The 14,088-nt window shown below is 38.0% G+C and carries 10 protein-coding genes and 1 pseudogene; 1 reads left to right on the forward strand and 10 read right to left on the reverse strand.

The features are described from left to right. Positions 1 to 45: 45 nt before the first annotated feature. The 6 genes and pseudogenes from L7D49_RS00270 to L7D49_RS20285 all read right to left on the reverse strand — a co-directional run bounded on the left by L7D49_RS00270 (position 46) and on the right by L7D49_RS20285 (position 7,746). Positions 46 to 715, reverse strand: a pseudogene (locus L7D49_RS00270) (Type 1 glutamine amidotransferase-like domain-containing protein). A 283-nt stretch (positions 716 to 998) separates the two neighbouring features. Continuing rightward, on the reverse strand, positions 999 to 3,131 hold the full coding sequence (locus L7D49_RS00275) for a DEAD/DEAH box helicase (protein WP_238078771.1): 2,133 nt from the start codon (positions 3,129 to 3,131) through the stop codon (positions 999 to 1,001). 14 nt (positions 3,132 to 3,145) lie between these two features. After that, complete coding sequence (locus tag L7D49_RS00280) at positions 3,146 to 4,462, reverse strand: ATP-binding protein (protein WP_238078772.1); 1,317 nt, start codon at positions 4,460 to 4,462, stop codon at positions 3,146 to 3,148. Then, a complete protein-coding gene (locus L7D49_RS00285) occupies positions 4,462 to 6,384 on the reverse strand; it encodes a TerB N-terminal domain-containing protein (RefSeq protein ID WP_238078773.1) in 1,923 nt (640 codons plus the stop codon). Before L7D49_RS00285 ends, L7D49_RS00280 begins: the two co-directional genes overlap by 1 nt. Before the next feature lie 188 nt (positions 6,385 to 6,572). Further along, the gene (locus L7D49_RS00290) at positions 6,573 to 7,571 is read right to left on the reverse strand and encodes an HNH endonuclease (protein ID WP_238078774.1); all 999 of its coding nucleotides are present in this window, start codon (positions 7,569 to 7,571) and stop codon (positions 6,573 to 6,575) included. Further along, positions 7,561 to 7,746: a hypothetical protein gene (locus L7D49_RS20285; protein ID WP_336246352.1), complete on the reverse strand. Its 186-nt coding sequence runs from the start codon at positions 7,744 to 7,746 to the stop codon at positions 7,561 to 7,563. Before L7D49_RS20285 ends, L7D49_RS00290 begins: the two co-directional genes overlap by 11 nt. A gap of 641 nt (positions 7,747 to 8,387) precedes the next feature. Between L7D49_RS20285 and L7D49_RS00300 the strand changes: the two genes are divergently transcribed. Next, a complete protein-coding gene (locus tag L7D49_RS00300) occupies positions 8,388 to 9,443 on the forward strand; it encodes an acyltransferase family protein (RefSeq protein WP_238078776.1) in 1,056 nt (351 codons plus the stop codon). Positions 9,444 to 9,492: 49 nt separating this feature from the next. Here the strand turns inward: L7D49_RS00300 and L7D49_RS00305 are convergent, their stop codons facing one another. From L7D49_RS00305 to L7D49_RS00320, 4 genes are all read right to left on the reverse strand, one after another. Beyond that, a complete protein-coding gene (locus L7D49_RS00305; protein WP_238078777.1) occupies positions 9,493 to 10,203 on the reverse strand; it encodes a GDSL-type esterase/lipase family protein in 711 nt (236 codons plus the stop codon). A gap of 517 nt (positions 10,204 to 10,720) precedes the next feature. Then, on the reverse strand, positions 10,721 to 11,944 hold the full coding sequence (locus L7D49_RS00310; protein WP_238078778.1) for an amidohydrolase: 1,224 nt from the start codon (positions 11,942 to 11,944) through the stop codon (positions 10,721 to 10,723). Next, positions 11,941 to 13,188 (reverse strand): amidohydrolase, encoded by a 1,248-nt coding sequence (locus L7D49_RS00315; RefSeq protein WP_238078779.1) that lies wholly within the window; start codon positions 13,186 to 13,188, stop codon positions 11,941 to 11,943. Before L7D49_RS00315 ends, L7D49_RS00310 begins: the two co-directional genes overlap by 4 nt. A 152-nt stretch (positions 13,189 to 13,340) precedes the next feature. Beyond that, a complete protein-coding gene (locus tag L7D49_RS00320; protein ID WP_238078780.1) occupies positions 13,341 to 13,931 on the reverse strand; it encodes an ankyrin repeat domain-containing protein in 591 nt (196 codons plus the stop codon). Positions 13,932 to 14,088: the final 157 nt, after the last annotated feature.

Raw genomic sequence — 14,088 nt, forward strand, 5'->3', positions numbered from 1 at the left:
AGAGTTCTTAATTGAACTCTTTTTTGTTTTGCAGCCTATATTGAATTATGGTATAAACAGTTTCCAGTTCCCTTCGGTTATTACTTGCATCTCTCCATCGATTACTTTGATGGCAGTTTGATCATCAATCGCATACGCGGGCCCCTGCATTCCGGCTGCCCACTTCTCTGCATTCGCCATTGTTGTTGTTATATGGCAGCATTTCGTGTTCCAGATGCGGAAACATTGCAAAGTCGACAAGACCCAATGTTTCATCACTACCGTTTGGCGGCTTCCAACCTACAAAGAATTCACCAATGCTAGGTCCCATCACCATGCTCCCTGCACTCAATCCCACATAAACTGCATTCAGCGACGGCAAGAGATCTGCCAAACCAGATTGACACATCCAGTGGCACAGATAGAGTGCGTCACCGCCAGAAACTAGTAGGACATCTGCCTCTTGGACACGTAGCACCCAATGCTTTTCGTCGATGCTAGGGAGTGCTGTAAGCTCCAGCACACCGACTGATTTCCAACCAAGCCCGACCATGGAATCAGATTTTCCAGTGATAAACTCTCAAACTTTATCCCCAGGGCCTACCCACGGATGTCCATACAGAGCGGTAGGGATGCAGAGAGCTTTAGACTCGGAAATCGGCTTGCCCAGCATGTCAACCAACGCATCATGATTGCTTTTCGTATTAATGCCGGCAGAAGTAAGTAGTAATTTCATATTTCAACTCCTTCTCTTTGTGTTCGATTGATGTATGTTAGTTAGATTCAATAAAAAAGAACGAAGTCCTTTATTCGGAATTCGTTCTTAAATTTAGCTATGGAACTACTTATATCTGTGTAGAATGTATGGGGCGTCACATAAAGATGCTGGTGAGTATATTCAAAGTGCATAGCTGAAATAGAATCAATCATTTCATAACCTAGATGATCCAGGATCAGTAAAACTGCCTCGCTATCATACAACCCACTTAAAGGTATTTATTGTTCTAGCCCTATAAACCTTAAAAAATTATTTTTCTAAAGGAATAATGTTTTAAATACTCTCTCATTCCATCAATATCTATCTCACTAGCAATATGCAGTTCATTTTGTATATCCTTTGGTAAGTAAGGGGAGAATTTCGAAAAGAAAAATTCCCGGTCTGTTGTATGTTTGATGAATGTTTCTGGAGTCCATTCTATCTTGTTCATTTCCTGTAACAGTCCTTCCAAATCAATGTTTCCATCAATTTTTATTCTCCCTGCCCCATCGACTGAATTAACAGCTACACCTAGCGAGCGTAAAGCCCATACTAAATTGCGAGTGATGGTTGTACCTGTATACGTTTCAAACACCATCTCCCCTTTTTCTTCCCATATGATTCTTTCTTTAGGTTTTACATTGTAATAATGATAGATGTTCCGCATATCTGCTAATGTAATATTTGCATTCTCATCAATGTAACCAATTTCTTCATGGGAACAGAGAAGTTCCATCATTTTCTCTCCAATACGTTTATGTATCTTTACCCCACCACCTGAATATTTCGGGGGTTTTCCGTTAACAGCTTTTTGTACATAAACTTTATTTTTATCAAAATCAATGTCTTTGACAGTCCAGAGTTTCCCTGCAAGGATAATGTTATCTCCAACATTCAACATCGATGTTTTATCCAAGGTTCCTATTTTTCGAAATCCTTCTAAAACCGTGAACTCTTCTGGTGTCATAAAAACTGCATAAAAGTCTTTGCTTCTAAGAATTCGCTCACCCTCGATACCTACGATTAATTCATTTTTACCTCTTATCTCCTCTAAGTGGTCATTTTCAATCATGTGGCGAATAACTTTTTCCACTCCCAGTTCGTCTAAATTATGGAAAATATGATTAGTTTTTAATTTGGATACCAATTTTTCAAACGTGATTCCGTTTGTTTCTTGGCAAATCGATAGGATTTGGTGAAACATGATGTCATATGGTTTCGGATACCCTTCCGCAGGTTCTATCCACTTTTCTAAAATAAGCTCCATAACGGCTAACGATTGAACTAAACTATCATCTTCCGTTGAATAAAGTTGCAACATCTGATTAGCGTTTCTTTTTCTTCCCGAACGCCCTAAACGTTGTTTTAAAGAGGAAACCGTAAATGTACTATCTACTTGAATAACAATATCTACATCTCCAATATCAATCCCAAGTTCTAAAGAACTAGTAGCTATTACAGTTTTCGGCAGCTTTGAATCTACCATTGTTTTTTCTACATATTCTCTTTCTTTTTTATCAATAGACGAATGGTGTGCATAATACGATTCACCAACATTATCTTTCTCTGCTAGTCTGTTTAAAAAGACTGTCGCTTCTTCTACTTCTCCTCTACTATTACAAAAAATAATGGCTTTTTGATTTTTAGTTAATTCTCGTATATCTTCAAACAATTCAACTGGCTTTTTACGGTCTTCACCTTTTTCAAAGTGCATAAGGTGATAAAGAAGTTCTTTGTCACTACCTTTCGCTTCGATGATTTCCACATTCTCTACGTTTTCGTAATTGACCCATTCTCTTACCAATTCAAAGTTATCGATGGTCGCCGACAACCCAACAATTCTTGCTCGTTCGTTAGTATAATCTTCAATGCGAGAGAGCAACGAACGTAGTTGTACACCTCTGGCTGTATTGATAAACGAATGAATCTCATCAATCACAATAAATTCCAGTCCATTAAATAGATGCCTAATGTGTTCCGTTCGATTGATAAACAGACTTTCTACAGATTCTGGCGTAATTTGTAGAATCCCAGAAGGTTTTTTGACAAACTTATTCTTATGACTTTGACCGACATCCCCATGCCACTTATGTACAGGAATATAGCTATGCTCACACAATCGTTCAATTCGATCAAATTGATTATTGATGAGGGCTTTTAATGGGGAAATGTACAATACTTTCAATTGGTCTTCTGCGTTATTCTCGATACAAGATATGATTGGCAAAAAAGCTGCTTCCGTTTTACCAGAAGCAGTTCCTGATGATACAATTACATCTTTGTTTGTTTTCATAATAATCGGTATAGTTTTATCTTGAATAGTGGTAAACTTATCCCATTTCATATCCCATATTTTTTTTTGCATTGATTTTGATAATAATTGAAACGAACTCATAAGGAAAAAACCCCCTACCCTTCGGTTCTCGAAAATCTAGAGTGAACATTTGATTCTGGTCGTTCCTCTCCTATTTCTTGCTCTCCAAACAACTTGACGCGATCGTAGTTTGGGTTTTGATGGAGTATATTTAATGCACCAATAAAATTCCTAATGACTTCCCCCACCGTTAAATTTTCTTCCGCACCCGGTCGAGCATACTCTTCTTGAATAAAGCGCATCACTTCATCATCTGTGATGTTAGTTTTATAACCATAATGAACTCCGTGAATATCCCTCAGTTTTTGCAGCAGAACAAATGTTTCGTCATACCTTAAGGGGATTAGATTAATAACAGGCTGTGATAAATCCCGAAATTCAGTTGTCTCAAAACGATTGGATTGTAACCTTCTTTTTAATGCCCCATAACTAAACAATCCGCGTCTCTCATCCTCTAGAAACTCCGGTGTGCCCCCAAGTGTAATATAGAGGCCTTCTATATTACCTTGAAGCGTATCATTGAAAATTTTTAAAATGGTTTCATAGTTCTTATCTCTTGTTTGCGGATGGGTTATTTTATATAAATTAATAGCTTCATCTAAGTTAATAACTAGTCCTGAATAACCAATTTGTTTTACGAACTGGGAAAGAACTTTAATGTATTCATAGTAATTGTCATCAGTAATGATATCTCGTACGCCTAGGTCAGCTCGAGCTTCCGTTTTGGTTTTGTATTCACCCCTTAGCCACCTAAGCGCACAACGTTGACGTTCACTATCATCTTCTACAAACCCCTTAAAATATAAAATTAAAATGCGCGCAAAATCATAGCCACCAATGAGATCATCCATTTTCGAAACCGTTTGTGTAATCTCTAGCTCTACATCTTTTACAAAATCAGGATTATCAAATTCTACAGCACCGTACCCCTTATCCTTGACGACCTTCATTTGGACTTCACCTATCCACCTATCTAATATAGTGGGTAAAGCCCCGCCATCCGGTACCGTTGACGTTGATAAATTTTTCATCAGCTCTGTATATAAGGCAACTCCTTTTCCTTCGCTTCCATAAAGTCGTCTCTCCGGGGTAAAGTCGGCCTTTGCCACAACAAACTTTTCATTAAAAGCGATTTGTTGAATCAAAGCTTGAATAAAACTTTTCCCACTTCCAAAAGGACCAATAAACAGTTTTGTAAATGAAGAACCTTTTTTAATGTTATCTAAATCATTTAGAATTTGTTTTGCTTCATCAGCTCGACCTACCATGATATATTGTAATCCTCTACTCGGCACAACTCCTCCTGAAAGAGAGTTAAGAATTGCAGAGGAATCTCTCTTTTTTATATTCATCATGCATACTCCTTTATCGATATTAGTACATTTTCATATTCCTCATAAATTACAATGGTATCCTCTTGATTTTCAAGAAGGTTATCTCCAAGATATTCACTAGCTTTTTCATTCAATTCGCTTAAAAACATTCCGAGCATAATACCTTGCTTCTTTACAAATTGATACGCTTCTTCTTGAGAAAATTGACCATCTACAAACTGTAACAAGAAGTCTTTTTCTATATCCGATAGAACCTCTAAAAACTCCTCTTCCCCTTCGACATCACCATCTGTACCCGCAAGTACAGAAAATACATCTACTTGAGAAGACTGGTTTTCAAGTATCTTCTGATTCGAATCGGTTTTCTCTACCTCTTCTTTCTCGGTTACCGGATTCTCCTCATTAGACGGTTCATTATCAGCCTCATGTTCCGCTTCACTTCTAGAGTTAATGATTTGTATCAACCCTTCGGTATCTGATTGTAATTTCGAAATCTTTTCTTTATCAAATTCGATTTGGAATTTCTTTGGTTCTTCCTGCCTTTCTTCTGGTGGGGGTGATGGAATTTCTCCACCCTGTTCAACTGCTTCTGATTGTTGGACCACCTTGAATCTTTTATTTGCATCTTTCGCTTTTTTTGTAAACAGTTCCATCATCATATCTTTTAACCCTTCGGGTAAGTACTCTTTCTCTACCTTGACTTCTCGTTTTTCACCATTCATTAATCGAGTAACATTTTCCGATAACTTGAATAAGGCAGTGACTTCATTAAATAAGTCCTCTGTCGGTTTTACCCTCTCTGTATAAACATGTATCGGATCATAATTTCTGTCAATTACAGCGGAACCAAATAAATGCCTGATTTCTCGCTCTTCTTTAGATTGAAACCAACGGTCAATCAACTGTATATCTTCTTTTTCATATATTTGTTTAAGTAGTAGAATGCTGTCTTTAAATACTTTATAAATTTTGTTCTTGTTCTTGGTGAAAAATACTGTTTCTCGATAGTTTTTCACATATGGTTTCCAAGAAGTAATTGATATTTTAGACAAGTCATTTTCTTTGTTCAGCATTTGTTGATACAAGGGAGGGACCTGTTTTCTTTCTGAAATCCACTCTTTTGCTAATTCTTGTTCCTTCACCTCATACAACATATCCGCTATCCATCGCTCAGAATAATTGATTAGTTTCGGAACTCTCTTTTTATATTCCTCATGTAATCTAACCATCATACTGATATTAAAGGCTGCATTTTGATTGAATGAGTAATTCATTAATTCATAAATAAATAAGATGATGTAACTTAAGTCTACATCCGGATAGTGTCCGTTTAATACTTGTTCTCTCCAATAAAAATACCATTTTCGTTGTTTAGTATTTAACTGATCAAACGTAGTCCAATAAGCATGCAAGGGGATTTCCGGGCACTCTTGTCCTTTCTCTTTCGCAAAGAGCAATGAGTCCTTTACAAAATTTGAATGCGAAAAGGTGAGTTCCATAAAAACACCGTTTTCAGAATGCGTTTTTTTCTTTAAATTCCTGATTTCGTTAATGCTTTCCAAAATGTCTTTTGGTGTTTGAATATGTTTATATTCAGGGAGTATAATATTATCCTCAATGTAAAACGACAAATTATTCTTCAAGACACTCTTTTGAGGAATCGACTCTTTTACTCTTTTAGTTTCTTTCTTTTTCTCTTGCCTTTGCTCGGCTTCAACAACATTTTTGATTTTGTTTGCACCTTCGCGATTAGAAAGTAGCTCATGCCACTTTTTGATAAAGAATATATCAATCCACCCTAAAAAAATCGGGATATAAGTCCAATAAAAGACAAGATACAAGATCCCTCTCATATACCTTTTGTAGTAAAATGCATGGATTCCGAGTCCGCCCAAAAAGATTGCAAGTAAATACCCTATCGTTTTGGATTTTGTGTTCAAAATATAGCAACCTCCTCTTTTCTCACATTCTCCTAAGTAAATACTTTTTTGGTGAATGTATATCTTTTGACCTATAATTAGAAGTTATTAAGTATACCATTAATATCTTAAATAAAGTTCCGGGCACCAAACAATTCAGAATCGCGTCAGTGCCGTATGCCGGTGTCTGGTACTCTAATTAAGTATTATTATCCAAATTTCCTTTTTGGCACCCAAATATCTGTATAACCATTTTCATAGGAATATGAATATAGCTGATTCAATTTATCAAAAGTATAATATTTCATATCTACTCTGTTATTTATAGCGTTATTACTAACAAGTACTCCATTTCGGTCGATTAGCATCTCCAAATAATTCTTATCTGCAAGTTTATCACTCTTTAACAGATTGCATGTCGCACATGAAATTACCAGGTTCCACAACTGATCTGATTGAACAAAACTCCAAGGAATAAAATGGTCAACATGTAATTGTTCCTTCTTCCTGATTTCCCGCTCACAATAAAAACAAGTCCCGTCAAAGAAAGATGAGAGTATCTGATAGAAGGAATCCAGTGAAGAGCGTTTCGAAACGTTTTCGACTTTTGTAAGAAGTGTCTGAGTATCACCTGCGTTATTAAACTTCTCCAAAAACACAGCAAGGTGATAATTCGATAAGTATTTCAGTACTCTTTGGTACCTTTGGAAAAAGGAATAGAAAGACGGGTTGAACCGAATTATTTCACTTTTGTTATCAAAATCATAGATGGTCCCCTGCGTGTCACCGTAAATTGCACCCATAACATTAATCTTACACTTTTGCTTTACCTTTTTAACAATGGACACTTGTATTTCTTCCGAGAGTCTATCGAATACTAAGCTGCTCGGTATTTGGTATTTCTCTTGAAAACCAATGAGTACAGTTTGGACTTCTGCTTTTTTATAGACCATATTGATTTGGTTTAGTCCATGATGGATAACTAAATTCCAATAGATTTTAGCAAAGCTGTAGAAGATCGTGTCATAATGCAACTCCAACTTTCCATTTGCGTTGTAGAGGTTTTCAATTAAGGATTTCATTAACACAAACTTATACGTTGTGGAGTTCTTGGATTTTGCAGAGAAGATATAATTGAAATGTCCCCAAATATCCTTGTCTGACATGTAGGTAGTTTTTATTTCGCCGACTTGTAGTTTATAACTCATCACAGACCTCGACTAGATAGATTTTCTTTTCAAACCTACCGCGATTCTTCGCTTTTTCCAACCGAACCTTTTCAATCTCATCAAATGTAGATACATGTATCCCTCCCAATGAATGAATTAGTTCTACTATGTCTGCCAACTCTTCGATTGCTTCCTCATCACTACCAGCGTTCAAGTATTCTTCTATCTCCTCTGATAGTTTCTTTCGTAATTCAACCTTATAATCTATTTCATCCAAGACTCTACAGCTATATGCACTTCCGCTGTTCTTGATAATTTCCGGAATCCGATTATGAACTAATTTATTGTAATTGGGCACCGTTACCACCCCTTAGATGATTTATACCTATTAGTATATCTCACTATGTTACATAAAAATATCAATTGCACATTCTGTCCTAAATCTCGCTGAGGTATTGGGAATATTCTCCATTTTTATGCAACCTTTATAGTTTTCAGTGAAAAGGTCGAAGTCAAAGTCAATCCGCCAACACGTACAACTGAGATGAAAACAGGTTCAATGATTTTGGTGTTTATCGTCTTTATTGCAGTCGGCGCCCGTTAGTTTCAGGAGGACTGGCGAATATATTAACTTCTGTTGAACTCCCTGCCGCAATTTTCTTCAGCAAGAATTATCTGAGTTGAAACCATCTCTTCTGTTCAGTGGTTAGGAATTCTTTTATAGACACCACAAGAATCCTTTATCTCCGCATTTTACCGTTTATTTATCAATTACATATCTATATTGTTACAAAACGCTATTAACACGAAAAGGGGGTATATAATAGCAGCATATTTTTTTAGAGGTGTATATTGATGAAGAAAAAACGGATAACGTGGGTGGAAATTATGAAAGGATTCTTAATGATCCTTGTCGTTATCGGGCATTATCCAGGAGAGCTCGACTTTCCACTCGCGAAATATATTTATTGGTTTCATATGCCTGCATTTTTCATATTAAGCGGATTGTTCTTTAAGCCGGTTTTAGATAAAAAGGATATAAAGCCCACGATTCACAAGCGTTTCATGCAATTAATCATCCCTTACCTATTTTTCCTTGCTAGTATTACACTAGTCCGTTATGGAATGGAGATTTTTTCTGGCAATTGGAATTTTGAATGGTATCTTAATGACTTATGGACACTTGCCATAGGGGGGCGTTTTATTCGAGGAGCATATGGTGTTTTCTGGTTTGTGACGACATTATTCTTCACGTATTTATTATTCATGTTGTTGACAACCTACTTCAATCGAATGAAACAGTTTATAATCCTAGGTCTCTTTTATGTTTTCGCACATTTTGAGAGCATCATCGCTATGAAAGTCATCGGCGGCAAGCCCTCCGAAGCAGCGCAATCGATTCCAATGATTTGGAACATCGATGTTGTGCTGATGGCAATCGTCTATTTTGCAATCGGGTATTATTTCAAAGATCTGTTGATGGATATTTCAAAACGATGGATGAGTACAGCTGTGTTCCTGAGTGCGACGGCGTTATTGCTCGATCGCTTCAATATCATCGATTATCATTTGAGTATGAAATTCTTACGGTATGACCATTTTATATTGGATTTGGTCATTCCCTTATCATTTACAGTCGTATTAGTAGGATGCTTCCAGTTGCTCGCAGCAAAACTGTCACTCAACTGGCTTAAAAAAATAGAAAATCACTCGCTTTCCATTATGTATTTGCATATATTTGCAGATATTATTTTAAATGATTATTTCACGTACGGGCTTATTGGTTACACAACGATTGGGATATTCATTCCTATCATTGTTTCAATTTTAATAAAGAAATTGCTACCTAACGGGAAGATTCTGCTTGGCGGATTTTCAATCAAGAAAGAAAAGACAGCTATTCCGACGTAAAAAAATGCTGGACCTCATCTCTGAGGTTCAGCATTTTTTTATATTTATTTTATTTAGAGCGAAGCCTATCGACCCAAACTTCATACCCTTTTCCATTTATATGAAGCCCATCAACTGTGAACTGCTTATCCAGTTGCCCGTTTTTATCAATAAAACTCGAATACAGATCGATATACTTAATTCCCTTATCTTTCGCTATCTGTTGCAAAATACTATTAAATTGCTTCACTTTGTCATTTGTCACTTCATTCCCTAATATCCCGTTATTCACAGGTAGGATTGATTGAATAGCAAGCCTTGTATCTTTTCCTTCAAACGAATCCACGATTTTCTCGACGTTACTTTTAAATACTTCGGCTTCTGTTCCATAACGGATATCATTGACACCAATCATCAGATACGCCTCTTTGGGGTTGCGGTCCACTATTTCCTGTATCCGATTCAATACACCTTCTGTCGCATCATTCCGAATTCCTCGATTTAGCACAACTTCACCTGGAAAGTATTCTTGGAATTCTCCGTAATCGGAAATACTGTCACCAATGAACACTTTATCTACATTACTAATTGACGAATGTTCAAAGACGCTTTTTTTCGTAAGGTAATAGGCGTAATCCTTCTTAGGAGAAGGTGTTGACTGCTTTTTTGTTTTAACATATTCAAATCCACCGTTATTTTTCACCACATAGCTTCCTGTTCCTAACAACACTACATTTAAAAGTAATGAAATTATTAATATTATATAAACCTTTTCCAACATAAACACTCCTATTTCTAATTGGCTCTGGGATGCTATTCCCGCTGAGTTGCCGAACAAAACGCAAAGTTCGCTACGTCCTGTTGCAATGCCTTATTTCCATGCCTCCTGCAAGCCCCAACCACCGGGCTTTTTCGAAGCAATAGCGCTTCATTATGAAAGGCATGCCTCGAAATACCCGAAACAGCCCATTTTCACTTGTCATGGCAGCAGCATATCATTCACTACCCTATTAAAATTCAACTATAACATGGCTTATTTTTTCGAACTTTAGCATTTGTCTTAAGGAAACTCTATGTATTGATCTGGCTCTGTATCGTCCCCACGGGATGCCATGCTTTCAGAAAACTTTGCCAGTGTACTTTTGGTTGTTTCATACTCCCTTTTAGTTTCTCCCCAGTTAACCATGCTGCATGCATCAACACCACCTCCGAAATTCAATATAAAAAAGGTACTCCGTCGAGTACCTTCAAATTAACATTATAAAAGCAATTATTGCATTGGCATATCAACAATCCCATTACCGTTTTGAGCTGTATAATTTCCCTCTATGCATCATTTGTCTGTTTTTCGGCAGTCGAGCAACGGCTTCCGCGCTGCAGCTTGCATCTAAAAACACAAAACTTGCCTCATCCCCAACCATTGGCCACACTTGCTTACCTTCACCATTCAAAGGCGTTACACCTTGCGTAATTAAACTTACACTTTCGCGTAATGAACGTTCGCTGGATTTCCCTGTATAGTCACAGAAGTTATGCACCTTCTCCAAAACATCTCCAGGCACATAAGGGCTCCAAGAATCATAAAAACCGTCGCAGCCTAATGCCACGCTAACGCCTTCCGCTCTCATGATATCTATAGGAATGAGTTGAGAATTTATAGAAATAGGGATAGTAGACATAATTTCCACCTGATGCTCACTTAATTTCTTTGCAAATCGCTTTTGCATAGGAGGCGTCAATGCACTTAAACCAAACGCATGACTAAAAGCAGTGGCTCCCTTATAATCTTGTTCTTTCACCATGTCCAACCATTTATCCATTGTATAGTAGCCGACTTGTCCTCTGTCATGCAGATGCATGTCGACATCCACGTTATACTCCTTCGCAATATCCATCGTGACTTGCAAGGATTTTTCGATGTCTTTGTCAATGCCTGCCGGGTCTAGCCCTCCTAAGATTGTGGCACCAGATTCCAGTGCTTTTCTTAATAAGCCAGGCATTTCTTCATGGGCCAGCAAGCCATGTTGAGGAAACGCGACAATTTCATAGGTTACATATTGTTCATAAGCTTTCAATGCTTTCTTAACACCTTCTAAATTTTTCAGTTTAATGAAGGGATCAATATTCACATGTGTTCGAATATGGTTCACACCATTACTCAAGTGCAATTCAATCATAGCAGATGCTCTTTGTTCCACTGTTTCAGCAAGTTCCTCTAACTCTGCTGCTTCAAGTGCCAATCTCTCGGATAAGTTTTTCACAGGACGACAAGCCCGCCATCCTAGCGATAAATACGTCTTGTCCAAATGATTATGCATTTCTTTAAAGGCAGGAAGTGCTAACTTCCCTTCCATATCAATGGCATCTGCCTCCGGGACATTTTCAGTTGCGGGAACAATCGCCTCAATGACGCCTTCTTTTGCAACCTGAATATGAAATAAATCGGTAATGGTTTGAATGCCGCCATCATCATATGTTGTTTCACCAATTTCCAGACGAACGTTTCGCAGCCATGTACTCATCGGAACTCCCCCTTTAGCTCTATCTCTTCTTCATGAATGACGTTCCCTTTTGAAATCACTGTTGAAATAGGGCATTGTCTCGCAATCAGATGTGCAGAGCTGACTGCATCCACGAGTAACGCATCGGCCGCGTCTCCAACCTTTGGCCATTGTTGCTCTCCTTTTTCATCTAACGGTGTTATTCCGCCTGTCGCATATTTTAATGACTTTCCAATATGCCACTCATCTATGTAGCCAAAACGTTGGATAAAATGATTTAATTTCTGGATCGTATCGCCGCTGCCAAAAGGAGACCAGTGATCAATCAGGCTATCATGCCCAAAAGAAACTTTTACACCCCGGTCATACATATATTTCACAGGAATTGTAATAGGACCTGCACCAATAGGAACCGTTGTTGTCACGCCGACATCATTCGCAGCCATCCGTTCTATAAGATTGTCTAACGTTTGTTGTGGCAAATCTGCAAATGCGAATGCGTGACTAATGGTGACCTCATTAGTAAAAGATCTTTGTTCAATTTCATTCAGAATTTGTTGGATTTCAAATTCCCCTAATGTGTTTCGATCATGCAAATGAATGTCAATTCCTACATCATATTTTTCTGCTAATTGAAAAGTTGTTCTAATAACTTCCCCACTATTGCGGTCCATAGAAGCAGGGTCCACCCCACCGATATGAGTTGCACCCATCTGCAATGCTTTTTCAAGGATTGTTAAAAACTCTGGTCCATTGCGTAATACACCATGTTGCGGGAAAGCAACGATTTCATACGTGATTTGGTCTTCATAACTTTCGAGAACACGTTTCGTTATTTCCATATGTTTCGTTTCAATTTGCGGGTCCACATTTACATGTGTACGAATATGCGTATGTCCGTTTTTAATATAATGCCGCACCATTGCATGCGCTCTCTCTTCAGCCATATCCAATTGCTTAGGCAATAAAGTCGCTTCTTCCTTTAAACGAGTAAAAATTCCTTCTGTAGCTGGATTCGGCGCTTTCCACTCACCACCGAAATAAGTTTTATCAATATGGGTATGCATTTCTCTAAACGATGGAACAAGCAGTTGGCGCTTTGCATCTACCACTACAGCACTCTCTGCATCGATCGCTTTAGCTATCTCAATAAATTTGCCCTCTTCCATTAAGACATCAAATATGTTCGTATCTGTAGCTGTGACAAACGTTTGGTCATACAAATAGCCTGTCTCCAAACGCACATTCTTTACTAGTAATGTCAAAAGAATCTCTCCCCTTTTTAATCTTCTTTTAGTATGTAAATAAAAAGAGCAATAATAGTTTTATACGGAGTGACATCCTCAAGTCCCATTGTTTTACTCTTCCATTTTGCTAACTGCCTTTCAACATATGCCAGAGAAGGTTGGTGTCACAATTACGCACCCGCTTCTTTCAATATCTGTTGAATTTCCTTATAGCCGCGTCGTTCCGCATGATCTAGAGGGGTAACCCCATCTCTATCGGCAATATTGACGTCTGCCCCATGATCAACTAGCAGTTGCACAATCTTTTGATGCCTTTCTCCGCCGTCTCCCAAGATAACCGCTTCCAATAGCGCAGTCCAATGCAAATTATTAATATGGTTTACGTTTGTATCCGAGTTTGTTACTAGCTCCTCGACAACTTCCACATGTCCGCGTTCTGAAGCCGGAATTATTGCTATTCCACCATACCGATTTGTTAAGGTCGTATCCGCACCTGCTTGGACAGCAAGCTGAACGATTTCAAGGTATCCGGCTGCTCCAGCATATAAAAGTACATTATCCAAATTATGATTTCGAATATTTATATCTGCCCCATGTTCAATCAGTGTCTTAACCAGATCTACGTTGTTTTTCTGCGTTGCAACCATTACTGCTGTATTTCCTTGATGATCTATCGCGTTAATAGTTGCTCCCTCTTCTAATAACTCTATAACTGTTTCTATGTCCCCTTCTGCTGCGGCAGTAATTAACCGATTTTCCAAATGGGTCCCCTCCTTTTTTTCTACCTGTACTGCTGAACTTTCCTTGGATTCTGGCGCTGCGGTGCATGCAGTGAGCATCACTACAAGCAAACTAATACTAATTCCTCTCTGCCTCAACATGTTCTGTACCCCCAATATTCATGTTATCACAAGGACA

This window comes from Sporosarcina cyprini (genome assembly GCF_022048975.1).
GTDB lineage: Bacteria > Bacillota > Bacilli > Bacillales_A > Planococcaceae > Sporosarcina > Sporosarcina cyprini.